This is a genomic window from Bradyrhizobium sp. WYCCWR 13022, assembly GCF_030435535.1.
GTDB lineage: Bacteria > Pseudomonadota > Alphaproteobacteria > Rhizobiales > Xanthobacteraceae > Bradyrhizobium.
Map to the genome: position 1 here is coordinate 264,209 of NZ_JAUIZJ010000010.1, position 15,718 is coordinate 279,926.

The following is a 15,718-nucleotide window of genomic DNA, read 5'->3' on the forward strand; positions in this document are numbered from 1 at the left end:
CCTTGACCAATGACCATGGTCGAGCTGCTGCCGGTCACCCCGTCGATCGATCAGCTCGGGCGGATCATCACAAGCGTGGCCGCTCCGGCATTCCTGTTGGGAGCGGTCGCGGCCTTCATCTCGGTGCTGATATCCAGGATCAATCGGGTGATTGATCGGTCACAGTTCATTCACGGCATACCGGCTGACGATGCGCGGCGGGCGTATCTCAAGGCCGACCTCCCGCGGCTCCGCCGGCGAGCTGCCCTGTTGAACCGGTCGCTGCTCTGCGCGATCATTGCAGCGATCCTGACCGCCTTGATCATCATTGTCGCGTTCGTCAGCGCACTGCTTCAGCTCGCGCACGAATTCGGCGTTGCAATCCTGTTCATGGCGGCGATGCTGATGTTCTGCGGCTCACTCGTTGATCTGGCTCGCGAGACGCGAATCGCGCTTCACGACCACGATCTCCGTGTGTAGTTCAGAACGACGCATTCGGCTGGGGTCGGCGAACTCGCGTGGCAAAAGTCTCGGGAAAGGATCGTAAGCGCCGAAGGGGCCGCGCCGAGAGGCGGTCCGCGCCGCCCGTGGCGTCAGGCCAGCCGCAGGGCACCGCGCGGACCGGCGTCTTCCGTCTGGCGGCCGGCATCGGTCTGGCCCTTCTGGGGATGGTCGCGGCGGCATTCTACTGGATTGGGCGGCCGGAGCGTCCGCTTGTCTCGCGGCCGGCGTCCGAGCTGAGCTTCGTCGGCAGCCAGACCTGCGGCGAGTGCCACGCAATGCAAGCGAAGCTCTGGCAGGCTTCGCAGCATCGGCACGCGATGGAGCATGCGACGAACCAGTCCGTGAAGGCGGATTTCAATGATGCGGTCTTCGACTATGCGGGGACGCGCTCCCGTTTCTTCCGGAAGGACGGCAGGTTCTTCGTCGAGACGGACGGACCCGACGGCAAGCTTTCGGCGTTCGAGGTCAAATACACGTTCGGGGTTGATCCGCTCCAACAATATCTGATTGCATTCCCCGACGGCCGTATCCAGGCGCTTTCGATTGCCTGGGACACGCGGTCGAAAGATCAAGGCGGCCAGCGCTGGTTTCATCTCTATCCGGATGCTGCCGTGACCAGCAGCGATCCCCTGCACTGGACCAGACCCAGCCAAAACTGGAATTTCATGTGTGCCGAGTGTCATTCGACCGCCGTGCGCAAGAACTACGATCCCGCCACGGACCACTTCACAACGACGTTCTCCGAAATCAGCGTGGGGTGCGAGGCTTGCCATGGCGCGGGCTCTCGGCATGTCGCCTGGGCGAGAGGCGACCGCGGGGCAGCCGGGTCCGCCAAGGATCCGGCGAAGCATCTCGTCGTCAAGTTCGACGAGCGGAGCGGGATCACATGGTCAGCCCAAGCCGGTACGCTGACGCCCGTTCGCAGCGCGCCCGCAGTGGCCCTGCGCAAGGAGGTCGAGACCTGCGGGCGTTGCCACGCACGGCGTGGCCAGCTTTCCGAGGAATGGACGCCGGGGCGGCCGCTGTCGGAGACACATCGGGTGTCGCTGCTCGAGCCTCAGCTTTTCTCCGCCGATGGTCAGATGCGTGACGACGAGGAAACCTACAACTACGCGCCATTCAAGCAGAGCAAGATGTTCGCCAAAGGGGTGACATGCAGCGACTGCCACGACCCGCATAGCGCGGCATTGAAGACACCGGGTGACGGCGTCTGCTCGCAATGCCATCTGCCGGCCCGGTATGAATCCACGGCGCACCGACACCATGCCGACGTCTCGCCGCCGCTGTCCTGCGCCTCCTGCCACATGCCGGAGCGGCGCTACATGGTGATCGACCGCCGCCATGACCACGGCTTTCGCGTGCCGCGCCCGGATGTCTCCGTGCAGACGGGCGTGCCGAACGCCTGCAACGACTGCCATCGCGACAAGCCGGCGAGTTGGGCAGCCGACAAGGTCGAGAGCTGGTTCGGTCAGGAACGGCGAGGCTTTCAGACCTACGCGCAGGCATTCGGCGCTGCCTGGATCGAGGCGGCCGATGCGCAGGCGCTGCTGGCGGCGATAGCGGGAGCCGGGGAAGTCCCCGGTATCGTGCGTGCGAGTGCGTTGGCCGAATTGCCCGCACCCGATGTCGAGCTGATCCGTCGTGTCCTGTCCGACCCCGATCCGCTGGTCAGGCTGGGTGCGCTCGATGGCCTGGAAAGGATGCCGGCCGACCAGCTCTGGTCGCTTGCATCTGCGCAACTGGTTGATCCCGTTCGTGGCGTGCGTATTCGCGCCGCCGATCTTCTTGCGTCGGTGCCGCGGGCGCAGCAGCCGTCTGCGGATCGCGACCGGTTCGCTCGAGCGGCCGCCGAATTCATCGCCGCGCAGAGATTGAACGCGGATCGTGCGGAAGCGCGGACGGCGCTCGGCAATTTCTACGCGCGCCAAGCCGATGCTGCCGCCGCGGAGACCGAATATCGCGCCGCGCTCAAACTCGATCCCTTCTTCGCGGCTGCCGCCGTGAACTTGTCGGACCTCTATCGGCAACTCGGGCGCGACGCCGACGGAGAGCGGATCCTGCGCGAGCAGTTGTCCAGGTCGGCGCAGGACGCCTCGCTTCATCACGCGCTTGGCTTGGCCTTGGCGCGTCAGAAGCGCACCGAAGCGGCTCTTGATGAATTGCGCCAGGCCGCCGTGCTCGATCCGGGTCAAACCCGGTACGCCTACGTCTATGCCGTCGGGCTGCATTCCGCGGGCCGGCGCGACGACGCGCTGTTCGTGTTGAACGAGAGTTTGCGTACACATCCTGATGATGTCGAGCTGCTTTCAGCTGCAATCAGTTTCAGTCGCCAGAAGGGAGATGCCAGGGCCGCTCTGGAATACGCCGAGCGCTTGGCACGGCTGCGGCCTTACGACTCAAGCCTGGCCGAGCTGATCAGGGAGTTGAACCGGTAGGATACTGCGCAAGGAGCCGACATGCCCGCTAGCCCGCGACCGATCATCGAGGCGCACCTGTAATCTGCTTCACAGGCGGATGCGCCGATCTGCGCTAGTCTAGATGAAGTCAGGCCCGCCTCCATGCGTGGCCGGCTTCGGAGCTGGCGATGATTGCTGCACTGGCAAGAGCAATATCCCGCGCGACGGGAACGAATGTCGACGTCGAAACCTTGCAGATCCTCGTGATCTTCTCGGGCGCGGGCCTGCTGGTCTCGCTCGTAGCCGTGATGATTTATGGACCGGCCTTCAACGCCGCTCTGTTCTGAGCGCGTTGCAATCCGTCAGGCTACCGGTTCCTTGGGACGGCTTCGCTCGCGCGGCGCAAGCGGCGGTGCCTGCTTCAGCGGAGCAGTTTCGCGTGGCGCAGTGTCGCTGCCTGAGGCGCGCTCGACGGGTGCGGGGCCGGTGTCGCGCCAGGCGACGATCCAGATCAGAAAGCCGAGGATCGCCAGGGCGGCGCCGACCGGGCCGGTGGAAGTCCAGCCCAGACCCTGGCGAATGGCGAGGCCGCCGAGGAACGGGCCAAGCGCATTGGCGGTGTTGAACGCCGAATGGTTGAGCGCGGCGGCAAGCGCCTGTGCATCTCCAGCAACGTCCATCAGCCGTGTCTGCAGGACGGCGCCGAGCGCGACGCTGGCGCCGATCGCGAAGATGTCGATCGCGAGCAGCCAGGGATTGCCGGCGACAACAGGAAAGGCCAGCAGCGCGGCGGCTGCAAACACCAGGATGGCGCCAGCCGTCGGCATCAGCGCGCGGTCGGCGAAGCGCGGCACGACCAGATTGCCGAGCGTGGCGCCGATGCCGAAGATCGCCAGGAAGAACGGGATGACCTCGGTGCTGACCTTGGTGACCTCGATCAACGTCGTCGCGAGATAAGTGTAGACGGCGAACATGCCGCCGAAGCCGATGGCGCTGATCGCGAGCGTCGTCCAGACGCGACGGCTCCTCAGCGCGCCGAGCTCGCGCAGCGGATCCGACCGGCCTGCCTGGTCGCGCGGCGCGAACAGCGCGCACAGCAGAACCGTGAGCAGGGCCAACACCGACACGAGGCCAAAGCTCGCGCGCCAGCCGACCGACTGGCCGATCAGATTGGCCAGCGGCACGCCGATGATGGTGGCGACGGTCAGGCCCAGCATGACCTGGCCGACCACCCGCGAGCGGCGGTGTTGCGGAACGAGCGAGGCCGCCACCAGCGCGGCGATGCCGAAATAGGCGCCGTGCGGCAGGCCCGAGAGGAAGCGGGCGGCGACCATCGAACCAAAGCCGGGCGCCAGCGCGGTCAGGGCGTTGCCGAGCGCGAACACGGCCATCAGCGCCAAGAGCTGCGTGCGCCGGGCGAACTTGGCGCCGAGCACGGCAATCAGCGGCGCGCCCAGTACCACGCCGAGCGCGTAGGCGCTGATGGCGTGTCCGGCGGTCGGCTCGTCGATATGAAGATCGGCCGCGAAGAACGGCAGCAGGCTCATCGACGCGAATTCGGTGGTCCCGATCGCAAAGCCGCCCATCGCGAGCGAGAACAGGACGACGGCGAGATGAGGGGGCGTGGAAGCCGATTTCGGTATCGCGCGTGGCGAGGTCGCGTGAGGCGAGGTCGTCATGTGTCCTGCATGGGTGACGGCAACGGGAACCAGCCCAGCGAACGTCGCCATCCCTGCAGTCTTTGTCTCACCTACTTAAACGCGCATGGATTCGCGTCAACACCGGAAGCGCCACGTCAGGGCGCGCGCATATCAGCGTCCCGGTTTGCTCAGGGCATCCGCGGCAATATGCCCGGTGAATTCGGCTCAAAGCCGTCAGCCACTCGCTGCGCGGCTGGCGGTCGGTGTCCTCGCGGCGCGTGGGCGAGCGTCCGCCTGTCGTGCTCAGTTCAGGAACGGCACCGGATTGGCCGCTCGATAGAAGAAGTTGATCAAGGTGTTGATGTCGAACACCGGCAGGTTCGAGACCTCGGCGACGTCCTTCGAGAACGGGCACATGTTGGTGCACTCGAACAGGATTGCGCCGGGATTCGTGCACGACGCCATGAAGGCTTCCGTCATTTCGATCATCTCGGCGCGCAGCACGTCGGTGTCCAGCTCCTCTCGGCCGAGAATGTAGGTCGCGGGAAATTGCGCGTCGGGCTTCATGCCCTGGACTTGAACGGGGATATCGTTCTGCGACCAGCCGACGCCGCGGAAATGCCCGTCGTTCATGTGATGGCCGCGTTCCGTAAAGATGCCGATGACCTTGCCGGGTGGCAGCATGGCGTGGATCAGCGGCGCCTGGATCAGGCTCGAGGTGAACACCGGGATGTTCACCGCGGCGGCGAGCTGCTTCTGGAACGGCGCGAGGAAGCCGCAGCTCGTCGTGATCGCCTTGACGCCCTCCGACTCCAGTTCGCGGGCGGCGACGATGAACGGATCGAGCAGGTTTGGATCGGGATGATCGCCCATGATCCTGGTTGCGTGGGCGCCGCGCACGATCTTGTAACGTATGGGAAAGTCATAGGAGCGCGCGTTTCCGATGTCTCCGCGTGGGCGGGGAAATCGCGTGTCGAGCATCAGCACGCCGATGGTCTCGCCGTAATTCGTGAAGCCGCCGCGGAGTTTCATGGATGTCCCCAAGCGATTCGGGATGGTCGCGAGCCCGGTCGTCAAACGCGTCCACGGCAGCACCGAGCTCCAGCACGGTGCCGCCTTGCACAAACTGCCGGCGATCAGGTCGATCGCAGCGGCCTAGAACTGCACTTCGCCCGGAATGTCGTCGGCGCTGAGGCCGACGGTTTGATAGGCCTTCAGCAGCCATTCGCGGGTCTGGCCGAGCGAACGGTTGTAGTCGGCCCAGGCGCTGAGGAAATCCTTGTAGCGGCGATCGGCTTCGGCGCGGATGCCGAGATTGGTCGGCAGCGTCAGGATCGGCCGCGGGATCGCGAGATCGCCGAGCGTCGGATTCTTCTTCAGCGTGAAGATCGACAGCACCGCGAGCGAGACGTTGCAGTCGGCGCGGCCGGTCGACACCGCGAGGATCGCCTCGTCGCGGGTCTTGAAGCCGAGGATTTCGGCCTTCGGGCAGTAGCGGCGCGCGATGGTCTCGTGCGTCGAGCCGATGTCGACGGCGATCTTGACGTCGGGCTTATTGAGCTCGGACCAGGTCTGCGGCTTGGCAAAGCCCTTCTTGGTGATGACGGTGAAGGAGTGCACCAGGATCGGGGTTGAGAAGTCGATGACGAGCGAACGCTCCGGCGTCGGGTTCACGGCGAAGGCGAGGTCGATCTTGTCGGCCTGCAGGTCGAGGATCTGGTTGCCCCAGGTCGATTCCAGCGTCTCGACCTTGGCACCCAGCTTGCCCGCGATGTCGTTCGCCATGTCGATGCAGGCGCCCGACCATTGATTGGTGGCGAGGTCCTTGTGGAAATAGGGGTCCTGGCCGGCGATGACCGCGATCCGCAGCACGCCGGTCTTCTTGATGCGATCGAGCGTGGAGGTCGGCGCCGTGTCGGCCTTGGCTGAGCCGGCTGCGGCCATTGCGGCGCCCGCCAGCGCGACGGTGGTGAGTGCGTCCCTGCGGTTCATCGTCAGTACTCCCTGGGGAATGGGGATCTATCGGCTCCGGCTGGTGGACTATTTCTGTATTCAGTCCATAATGCAATATGGTATTGCGGCTTTGCCGACGATTTGTGCGACGAGGCAGGTTGGGGCCTAGTCCTTTGGCAAAGCGAGAGAAAACTCCCTGAAGCCGCGCCGGATATTGGACCGGCAAGCGGGTTATCGGGATTGAGAGGAGAAAGTCCGTGCGTGCTGTTTTTGTCGATGCCAACGACACCCTGGCTGCGGTCACCGAGAAGCTGCTCTCCGCCGCGAAGCTGCCGGTCGGCATCATCAGAAATCCCTCCATCAAGCCCGGCGATCTCCCCGCCTTGCTCGGCGATGCCGAGATCATGATCGTCGACCATACGGCGGTGCCATCCGCGATTGCGGCGACGTGCGCCGGGCTGAAGCATGTCGTCTTCCTCGGCACCGGCGCGCGCAGCTACATGAATCCGGAAGAGCTTGCTGAGCTCGGCATCGCCGTCCACACCATCAAGGGCTATGGCGACACGGCGGTGGCCGAATGCGCAATCGCGCTGATGTGGGCATCTGCCAAGAGCTTTGGCGAGATGGATCGCGGCATGCGCGAAGGCAACTGGCTGCGCCGCGACGCCGTGCAGCTCACCGGCAAGACGCTCGGCCTCATCGGCTTCGGCGGCATTGCGGCTGAAGCCGCACGCATGGCGGCCGGCTGCGGCATGAAGGTGATTGCCTGGAACAGAACGCCGAAGACGCATCCGGGTGTCGAATTCGTGTCGCTGGAGAAGCTGCTGGCCGAGAGCCACGTCGTCTCGCTGCACCTGCTCCTCAACGACGAGACCAAGGGTTTCCTGTCACGCGAGCGCATCGCGCAGATGCGCAAGGGCAGCATCCTGATCAACACCGCGCGCGGCGCGATCGTCGACGAAGATGCGATGCTGGACGCGCTGCGCTCGGGCCACATTGCTCATGCCGGTCTCGACGTCTTCACTGTCGAGCCGCTGCCCGCAGGTCATCCGCTTACAAAGCTGCCGAATGTGACGCTGTCGGCGCATTCGGCGTTCCGCACGCCCGAGGCGAGCGACAATCTCATCGGCGCCGCGCTTGATCACTGCCGCCGCATCATCGCCACCGGCAAGTAAGGCAATAAGGAATCCCCCCATGTCTGATATCACCCGCATCGATCAGAACGCCCGCCGCAGCCGCGCTTCCGTGTTCGGCGATCTCGTTTTTCTCGCCGGCCAGGTCGCTGACACCAAGACCGCCGACATCACCCAGCAGACCAAGGAGGCGCTGGCGAAGGTCGACGACATGCTGGCGCGCGCCGGCACCGACAAGTCGCGCCTGCTCAGCGTGCAGGTCTGGCTGAAAACCATGGACGATTTCGACGCCATGAACGCGGTCTACGATGCCTGGGTCGTGCCCGGCAATGCGCCGACGCGTGCCTGCGGCAAGGTCGAGCTCGCCGATCCGGCCTACCGCATCGAGGTGATCGCAATCGCCGCGCGGCGCTGACATGCGTGCCGATGTCCTCTGCACTGTTTGCATCGGTCTTGCACCTTGTTTCCGCCTGTCCTACGCCACCTCGGAACAAAAGCGCATCGCCAAAGCCGTCAGGGAGCTGTCATGACCATCAGAAACACCCGCACCGGGGGCCAGATCCTGATCGACCAGCTGGTCGCGCAAGGCGTCGACCGCGTCACCTGCGTGCCCGGCGAGAGCTACCTTGCGGCGCTCGATGCGCTGCATGACAGCCCGATCGACGTCGTGATCTGCCGCGCCGAAGGCGGCGCCGCGATGATGGCGGAAGCCTACGGCAAACTCACGGGACGCCCGGGCGTCTGCTTCGTCACCCGCGGTCCCGGCGCGACCAATGCCAGCCACGGCGTTCACATCGCGATGCAGGACTCGACACCGATGATCCTGTTCGTCGGCCAGGTCGACACCGGCATGCGCGAGCGGGAGGCCTTCCAGGAACTCGACTACAGGGCCGTGTTCGGCTCGATGGCAAAATGGGCGGTCGAGATCGATCGTCCTGATCGCATTCCCGAACTGGTCGCACGCGCCTTCCGCGTCGCGATGCAGGGGCGCCCCGGTCCTGTCGTGATCGCGCTGCCGGAGAACATGCTTACCGAGACCGCGGCTGTCGCGGACGCGATGCGCATCGAGCCCGCCGTGAGCTGGCCGGCGCCATCGGATCTCGAGCAGGTCGGCGCGATGCTTGCGAGCGCCAAGGCGCCGCTGGTTATTCTCGGCGGCTCGCGCTGGACCGATGAAGCCACCAAGAGCATCGCGCGCTTTGCCGAACGGTTCGACCTGCCGGTCGCGACCTCGTTCCGCCGGGCCTCGCTGATCGACGCGGATCATTCGCATTATGCCGGCGATCTCGGCATCGGGCCGAGCCCAGGCCTGAAAGCGCGCATCGACAACGCCGATTTGATCCTTCTCATCGGCGGCCGCATGTCGGAGATGCCGTCCTCGTCCTACACGCTGCTCGACATTCCCTCGCCGAAGCAGAAGCTGATCCATGTGCATCCGGGCTCGGAAGAGCTTGGCCGCATCTACCAGCCGGCGCTGGCGATCCAGGCGACGCCTGCCGCGTTCGCTGCGGCCGTCGACACGCTCAAGCCTTCAGGCGCGGTTGCCTGGAAGGGCGAGGCCGCGAAGGCGCATGCCGACTATCTCGCCTGGACCGACAAGGCGCGCGAGCTGCCGGGCACGTTCCAGTACGGCCAGGTCATGACCTGGCTGCGCGACCGTCTGCCGAAGGACGCGATCGTCTGCAATGGCGCCGGAAATTATGCCGGCTGGATCCATCGCCATCACCGCTTCCACAGTTTTGCGTCGCAGCTCGCGCCGACCTCGGGCTCGATGGGTTATGGCGTGCCGGCGGGCGTGCTGGCCAAGCGGCAATATCCTGATCGCGTCGTCGTCGCTTTTGCCGGTGACGGCTGCTTCCTGATGAACGGCCAGGAATTCGCCACCGCCGTGCAATACGACGCGCCGCTGGTCGTCATCGTCGTCGACAACTCGCAATACGGCACCATCCGCATGCATCAGGAGCGCGACTATCCCGGTCGCGTCGTCGGCACCCAGCTCAAGAACCCCGACTTCGCGATGTACGCAAAGGCGTTCGGCGGCCATGGCGAGCGCGTCGAGCGCACCGAAGAGTTCGCGCCGGCGTTCGAGCGTGCGTTGGCCTCAGGCAAGCCGTCGATCCTTCACTGCATCATCGATCCCAGGGCGATCTCGGTCGGCAAGGACTTTACACCCGCGGTGAAGGCGTAAGCGATGTCGCAAGGCCGCCACGTCGCGATCATCGGAGCCGGTGCGATCGGCGTGATCAGCGCCATCGAGGCGCTGCGCGAGGGTCATCGCGTCACGCTGATCGACGCGGGCGAGCCCGGTGGCGAACAGGCGGCGAGCTATGGCAATGCCGGCTGGCTGTCATCGCATTCGGTGATCCCGCCGGCCGAGCCGGGCGTCTGGAAGAAGGTGCCGTTCTATCTGATGGACCCGCTCGGGCCGCTCGCGATCCGCTGGTCTTACTTGCCGAAGGCGCTGCCCTGGCTGATCAAGTACCTGCTCTCGGGCTGGACCGAGGCGCGGGTCGAGAAGACAGCGTTTGCCTTGCGCGACCTGCTGAAGGACGCGCCGCTGCTGCACCGGAAGCTCGCGGAGGAAGCGGGCGTGCCTGAGCTGGTCGAACGCAACGGCGTGATGCACGTGTTCCCGTCGCGCGGCAATTTCGACAACGATCTCGGCTGGCGCCTTCGCAAGAAGGTCGGCGTCGAATGGATGGAGCTCAACGCCGACGAGATGCGCCAGCACGAGCCGGACCTGCATCCGCGCTACACCTTTGGTGTGGTGGTGGAGGAGGCCGGCCGCTGCCGCGATCCCGGCGCGTATGTTGCGGCGCTTGCCCAGCACGCGCTGGCGAACGGCGCCGAGCTCGTCCATGCGAAGGCGACTGGTCTCAAGCTGAGCGGCAACAAGCTCGTCGCCGTCCTCACCGACACCGGCGAGATTCCGTGCGATGCTGCGGTGGTTGCGGCCGGTGCACATTCAAAGAAGCTCACTGCTTCCATTGGCGATCCGCTCCCGCTCGAGACCGAGCGCGGCTATCACGTCATGATCGAGAATCCGGAGACAGGTCCGCGCAGCTCGATGATGGCATCAGACGCCAAGATGGTGGTGAACTGGACCAACAAGGGCCTGCGTGCCGCCGGCACGGTCGAGATCGCTGGTCTCGAAGCTGCGCCGAACTGGAAGCGCGCCGAGATCCTGCGCAATCACCTGCTCGGCATGTTCCCGAAACTGCCGAAGGACATTCCGGCCTCGCGCATCAAGACCTGGTTTGGCCATCGCCCGAGCATGCCTGATGGCATTCCCTGCATCGGCCATGCGCGCGCCTCGCGCGACATCGTCTATGCCTTCGGCCACGGCCATATCGGCCTGGTCAGCTCCGCTCGCACCGGCCGTCTCGTTGCTCAGCTGCTGAGCGGCAAGGCGCCTGAAATTCCGCTTGCGCCGTTTTCGCCCACTCGCTTTCTCTGAGATCGCACCATGACCTATTCTTCCGGCTCCTCCTCCCGCATCGCCCGTGGCGGCAAGGCCATCTACGGCGCGCCGCTCGGCATCCTGATGCTGGAGGCGCGCTTCCCCCGCATCCCCGGCGACATGGGCAATGGCACGACCTGGCCGTTTCCCGTGCTCTACCGTGTGGTGAGCGGCGCCTCGCCGGAGAAGGTTGTGCTGAAGGGTGCCGCCGGCCTGCTGCCCGACTTCATCGATGCGGCCAGGGATCTGGTGCGGCTCGGGGCCGAAGCCATCACCACCAATTGCGGCTTTCTCTCGCTCTTCCAGAAAGAGATCGCGGCGGCGGTCGGCGTTCCCGTTGCGACCTCCTCGCTGATGCAGGTGCCGTGGGTGCAGGCGACGCTGCCGCCGGGCAAGCGCGTCGGTCTCGTCACGGTATCGGGCTCGACCCTGACGCCGGCTCATCTGGAAGGTGCCGGAGTGCCGCTCGATACGCCGCTGGTCGGCACCGAGCACGGCAAGGAATTTTTTCGCGTCCTGATCAAGGCCGAGAAGGACGATATGGATGTGGCCCAGGCCGAGCGTGACGTGGTCGAGGCCGGCAAGCAGCTGGTCGCGAAAAATCCCGATGTCGGCGCCATCGTGCTCGAATGCACCAACATGCCGCCCTACGCGGCGGCGCTGCAGGCCGAGGTCGGGTTGCCGGTCTACGACATCTATTCCATGATCACCTGGTTTCATGCTGGACTGCGCCCACGCGCCTTCAGCTGAGTCCGGCTGTCACAAAGCTCTTCACAACCTCTACTCTTGTCTGCATTGCAATCGCTGCCGCGCCCCCGATATATTGAGCTGTGTTCGTGCATGAATGCAGCTGATATGAGCAACGTGGAACTGGCTTCCGATAGTATCGTCGATCGCGTCTATGAACAGCTCAAGGCGATGGCCGTGAGCTATGAGTTCAAGCCGGGCGAACGACTCAACGAGGGTGAGCTGGCCAAGCGCCTCGGCGTCAGCCGCACGCCGCTGCGCGAAGCACTCAACCGCCTCAACACCGAAGGCTTCCTGCGCTTTACGCCGGGCAAGGGCTTCTTCTGCCGCGAGCTCGACGCGCATGAGATCTTCGATCTCTACGAGCTGCGCAAGTCGATCGAGGTCGCCTCGGTCCGCCTCGCCATCAAGCGCGCCAGGGACGAGGACATCGACGCGCTGCTGAAATTCCTCGAAGCCACCGGTCCCGATCCGGGCGAACGCACATCGGTGGAGCTCGTCGAGCTGGACGAGACCTTCCACGAGCGGCTGATGGCGATGTCGAACAATGCCGAGATGCTGCGCGTGCTGCGCAACGTCAACGCCCGCATCCGCTTCGTGCGCTGGATCGACATGGACAGCATCAACCGCTCCAATACCCAGGCCGAGCACCGTGCGGTCGTCGAGGGCCTGAAGGCGCGTAACGAAGAGGCTTGCGTGTCCGTGCTGGAGAAGCACATCGACCGCCGCCTCGATCGCATCACCTCGGCGATCAAGGAAGGCTACGCGCAGATCTACATGCCGGCCGCGGCGCGGGCTGGGGCGAACTAGCCTCCGAGCCGCAACGACGGTGTCGTCCGTTCTCCCCCTGTGGGAGAAGGTGGCGCGAAGCGCCGGATGAGGGGTATCTCTCGGCGTGTACTGATGCGTATGAGTGCTCGGGGAGATACCCCTCACCCCGGCGAGCGTGGATCGACCTGCGGCGATGCCCTCTCCCACAAGGGGAGAGGCGCAGTCATGTGCAGTTGCTCCATGACGACAAAAGTCAGCTATACAATCCTTCAATACCTGTTCGTGCCAGACGGTCAGAGCTTTCACGTCCAAACATCGCTAGAGTGCCGCTCGAAATTCACGGAGACCTCGCGGTGCATAGTCCCCAACCCAATCCCGAAATTGACTGGCCGTCCGAGCTCTATCGCGTCCTCAAGGCCGCCGACGTCCGCCAGATGTCCTACGTCCCAGATGCCGGCCACAGCCAGCTCATCCGCATGTTTTCCGCCGACGTTGATGTCACCACCAATGTGTTGACGACGGAAGAGGAAGGCATCGCGATCGCCGCGGGCGCATGGCTTGGCGGCCAGCGTAGCGTGCTGCTGATGCAGTCGAGCGGGGTCGGCAATTGCATCAATATGCTGTCGCTGTCGGCGATCGGCCGCTTTCCGCTGCTGATGCTGGTGACGATGCGCGGCGAATGGGCCGAGTTCAATCCCTGGCAGGTGCCGATGAGCCGGGCGACGCAGCCCTCGCTGGAAGCGATCGGGCTGAAGGTGATGCGGGCTGAGACGGCAGAGGACCTGATCGAGACCGTCGAATCCGCTGCAGCGCTCGCCTACGGGTCCGACCAGCAGATCGCCGTCCTGATCGGGCAACGCCTGATCGGCAAGAAGAAGTGGTGATAGCGATGTCCAATGCTTCCCAACTCGATCGCCGCGTTGCTGTCGCGGCTCTCCTGAAGAATCGCGGCGACACGCTGGTCGTGTCCGGCCTGGGTTCGCCGACCTACGATTTGCATGCGACGGGCGACCGCGACGACAACTTTTATCTCTGGGGCGCCATGGGCGGCGCCGCGCTGATCGGCCTTGGCCTTGCGCAGGCCCAGCCTTCCAGGCGCGTCCTCGCTTTGACCGGCGACGGCGAGCAACTGATGGGACTCGGAGGTATCGCCACCATCGGCGTCGCGCGACCGCGCAATCTCGACATCGTCGTGATCGACAACCAGCATTTTGGCGAGACCGGCATGCAGGCGAGCCACACCGGCCGCGGTGTCGATCTCACGGTGATCGCGACGGCCTGTGGCTTTGCCCTGACGGCCACTGCGCGAACGCTCGAGGAGGTGCAGCGCCTCGCTGCGCAAATTGCCGAGCCGGCCGATGGCCCGCGGCTTTTTGTCATCAAGGTCAGGGCCGAAAATCCACCGCGTTCGCTGCCCTCGCGCGATGCCGTCTTTATCAAGAACCGGTTCCGTGCTCATCTCGGTTTTGCGGCGGCCTAGCCTTCGGTCCTGATCCGGCGTAGGCCTGCCGCAAGCAGCTATTCTGGAGTGAGACCATGAAACTATCCGGCAAGGTCGCCGCCATCACCGGCGCAGCACGCGGTATCGGCAAGGCCTGTGCAAAGCGATTCCTCGATGACGGCGTCAAGGTCGTCATCTCGGATGTCGATGCCGAGGGGCTGGCCGCAACGGCTGCTGAACTGGGCCGGCCCGATGCCTTGCGGACCGTGGTCGGCAATGTCGCCAAGCGCGCTGACGTGGATCAGCTCGTCGCGACTGCCGTGAAGGAGTTCGGCCGGCTCGACATCATGGTCAACAATGCCGGCGTCGCGCGTAATCGCGACATCCTGGAAATCTCCGAAGCGGAATTCGACGAAATCATCGGCATCAATCTGAAGGGCGCGTTCTTCGGCGTGCAGGCGGCGGCGAAGCAGATGATCGCGCAAGGCAGCGGCGGCGGGGTCATCATCAACATGTCCTCGGTGAACGCGCTGCTGGCGATCCCGGCGCTTGCGACCTACGCCATGTCCAAGGGCGGCATGAAGCAGCTGACGTCGGTCGCCGCCGTCGCGCTCGCCCCGCACAACATCCGCGTCGTCGCAGTCGGGCCAGGCACGATCTTGACCGACATGGTGGCGTCGTCGATCTATACCTCCGAGGATGCCCGCAGGACCGTGATGTCCCGCACGCCGGCCGGCCGTGGCGGCGAGCCGAGCGAGGTCGCCTCCGTCGTCGCGTTCCTCGCCAGCGACGATGCGTCCTACATCACCGGCCAAACGATCTATCCCGATGGCGGCCGCCTGATCCTGAATTACACGGTGCCGGTGAAGGACAAGTAGGGCTCGTTCACTCCGCCGCCGCCGTCATCCCGTAGCCAAGTCGCTTCGAGATCCCGCCCGCGCAATCGCGCAGGGCGTGAGCGATCGGGCTGTCCCAGCGCGCGTCAAAAGTGCCTTCCGGCCCCATCGCGGTGATGACAAGCGCGACATGTCCTGAATGATCGAACACTGGCGCCGAGAATGCATTGACGCCGGGCAGGGGATCGCCGAGGGCGCGGGCAAGGCCGTGCTTGCGGACCTCCGCCAGCATTTCTGCGACCTTGGCGCCTTTCACCGCCCGCTTCGGATTGTAGCCGACGCCCTGGCGATCGAGCCCGCTTTCGAGTGCGGCATTGATCGTCTTCTCCGGCAGGAAGGCCGCGAAGGCGCGGCCCGTGGCGGTCTCCAGCAGCGCCATCACCGAGCCGGCGCGCATCACGATGTGGACGGGCTGGCCGGGCTCCTCGAGTTGCACCACGGTCGGACCATGCGTGCCCCAGACCGCGAGCGAGACGGCGTGGCCGATCTGGCTTGCCAGCGCTGCGATCTTCGGCTGCGCGATGCGCACGCCGGAGAGGCGGCGCAGGCTGATCAGGCCGAGCTCGAGCGCCAGCGCGCCGATCTCGTAGCGGCCGGTGGTCTCGTCCTGCTCGATCAGGCCAATGCGGGAGAAGCTGGCGAGATAAGGATGCGCCTTGGCCGGCGTCATCCCGGCTTCGCGGGCGAGATCGCGCAGCATCATCGGCTCGCCGCTTCTGGCGAGCGCACGGAGCAATTCTCCGCCGACCTCGATCGACTGGATGCCGCGGCTTTCTCTCTTCATGCGCCTCCGATGCG

General features: G+C 65.1%; 17 protein-coding genes. 13 read left to right on the forward strand and 4 right to left on the reverse strand.

What is annotated here, in order from left to right; genetic code table 11:
* Positions 1-9: 9 nt before the first annotated feature.
* From QY049_RS16940 to QY049_RS16950, 3 genes are all read left to right on the forward strand, one after another.
* Positions 10-459, forward strand: a complete 450-nt coding sequence (locus QY049_RS16940; protein WP_246755701.1) for a DUF2721 domain-containing protein — start codon at positions 10-12, stop codon at positions 457-459.
* Between the two features lie 635 nt (positions 460-1,094).
* Positions 1,095-2,918 (forward strand): cytochrome c3 family protein, encoded by a 1,824-nt coding sequence (locus QY049_RS16945; RefSeq protein WP_367401195.1) that lies wholly within the window; start codon positions 1,095-1,097, stop codon positions 2,916-2,918.
* A gap of 149 nt (positions 2,919-3,067) precedes the next feature.
* Positions 3,068-3,226: a hypothetical protein gene (locus QY049_RS16950; RefSeq protein WP_194479781.1), complete on the forward strand. Its 159-nt coding sequence runs from the start codon at positions 3,068-3,070 to the stop codon at positions 3,224-3,226.
* Between the two features lie 15 nt (positions 3,227-3,241).
* Here the strand turns inward: QY049_RS16950 and QY049_RS16955 are convergent, their stop codons facing one another.
* Together QY049_RS16955 and QY049_RS16960 are read right to left on the reverse strand one after the other, a co-directional pair.
* A complete protein-coding gene (locus QY049_RS16955) occupies positions 3,242-4,609 on the reverse strand; it encodes an MFS transporter (protein WP_301269663.1) in 1,368 nt (455 codons plus the stop codon).
* Positions 4,610-4,822: 213 nt separating this feature from the next.
* A complete protein-coding gene (locus tag QY049_RS16960; RefSeq protein WP_194479783.1) occupies positions 4,823-5,551 on the reverse strand; it encodes an aspartate/glutamate racemase family protein in 729 nt (242 codons plus the stop codon).
* Here QY049_RS16960 and QY049_RS16965 point away from each other — a divergent pair.
* Complete coding sequence (locus QY049_RS16965) at positions 5,550-5,678, forward strand: hypothetical protein (RefSeq protein WP_301269664.1); 129 nt, start codon at positions 5,550-5,552, stop codon at positions 5,676-5,678. The two genes, QY049_RS16960 and QY049_RS16965, sit on opposite strands and share 2 nt — an antisense overlap.
* Here QY049_RS16965 and QY049_RS16970 read toward each other — a convergent pair.
* Positions 5,675-6,511, reverse strand: coding sequence for a transporter substrate-binding domain-containing protein (locus QY049_RS16970; protein ID WP_194479784.1), 837 nt, complete (start codon positions 6,509-6,511; stop codon positions 5,675-5,677). The two genes, QY049_RS16965 and QY049_RS16970, sit on opposite strands and share 4 nt — an antisense overlap.
* A 218-nt stretch (positions 6,512-6,729) precedes the next feature.
* Between QY049_RS16970 and QY049_RS16975 the strand changes: the two genes are divergently transcribed.
* From QY049_RS16975 to QY049_RS17015, 9 genes are all read left to right on the forward strand, one after another.
* The gene (locus tag QY049_RS16975) at positions 6,730-7,647 is read left to right on the forward strand and encodes an NAD(P)-dependent oxidoreductase (protein ID WP_301269665.1); all 918 of its coding nucleotides are present in this window, start codon (positions 6,730-6,732) and stop codon (positions 7,645-7,647) included.
* 19 nt (positions 7,648-7,666) lie between these two features.
* Positions 7,667-8,020, forward strand: coding sequence for a RidA family protein (locus tag QY049_RS16980; protein ID WP_194479786.1), 354 nt, complete (start codon positions 7,667-7,669; stop codon positions 8,018-8,020).
* A 111-nt stretch (positions 8,021-8,131) separates the two neighbouring features.
* Positions 8,132-9,793: a thiamine pyrophosphate-binding protein gene (locus tag QY049_RS16985; protein ID WP_301269666.1), complete on the forward strand. Its 1,662-nt coding sequence runs from the start codon at positions 8,132-8,134 to the stop codon at positions 9,791-9,793.
* A 3-nt stretch (positions 9,794-9,796) separates the two neighbouring features.
* Positions 9,797-11,062: an FAD-binding oxidoreductase gene (locus QY049_RS16990; RefSeq protein ID WP_301269667.1), complete on the forward strand. Its 1,266-nt coding sequence runs from the start codon at positions 9,797-9,799 to the stop codon at positions 11,060-11,062.
* Between the two features lie 9 nt (positions 11,063-11,071).
* Positions 11,072-11,815, forward strand: coding sequence for an aspartate/glutamate racemase family protein (locus QY049_RS16995; protein ID WP_194479789.1), 744 nt, complete (start codon positions 11,072-11,074; stop codon positions 11,813-11,815).
* 105 nt (positions 11,816-11,920) lie between these two features.
* Positions 11,921-12,622, forward strand: a complete 702-nt coding sequence (locus tag QY049_RS17000; RefSeq protein WP_194479790.1) for a GntR family transcriptional regulator — start codon at positions 11,921-11,923, stop codon at positions 12,620-12,622.
* Positions 12,623-12,936: 314 nt separating this feature from the next.
* Positions 12,937-13,467 carry a thiamine pyrophosphate-binding protein gene (locus QY049_RS17005; protein ID WP_301269668.1) on the forward strand — a complete coding sequence of 177 codons (531 nt, stop codon included), beginning with the start codon at positions 12,937-12,939 and terminating at the stop codon, positions 13,465-13,467.
* Positions 13,468-13,472: 5 nt separating this feature from the next.
* Positions 13,473-14,063, forward strand: coding sequence for a thiamine pyrophosphate-dependent enzyme (locus tag QY049_RS17010; protein ID WP_301269669.1), 591 nt, complete (start codon positions 13,473-13,475; stop codon positions 14,061-14,063).
* Between the two features lie 56 nt (positions 14,064-14,119).
* Positions 14,120-14,902, forward strand: a complete 783-nt coding sequence (locus tag QY049_RS17015; protein ID WP_194479793.1) for an SDR family NAD(P)-dependent oxidoreductase — start codon at positions 14,120-14,122, stop codon at positions 14,900-14,902.
* A 7-nt stretch (positions 14,903-14,909) separates the two neighbouring features.
* Here the strand turns inward: QY049_RS17015 and QY049_RS17020 are convergent, their stop codons facing one another.
* Positions 14,910-15,704, reverse strand: a complete 795-nt coding sequence (locus QY049_RS17020) for an IclR family transcriptional regulator (RefSeq protein ID WP_194479794.1) — start codon at positions 15,702-15,704, stop codon at positions 14,910-14,912.
* Between the last annotated feature and the right edge of the window lie 14 nt (positions 15,705-15,718).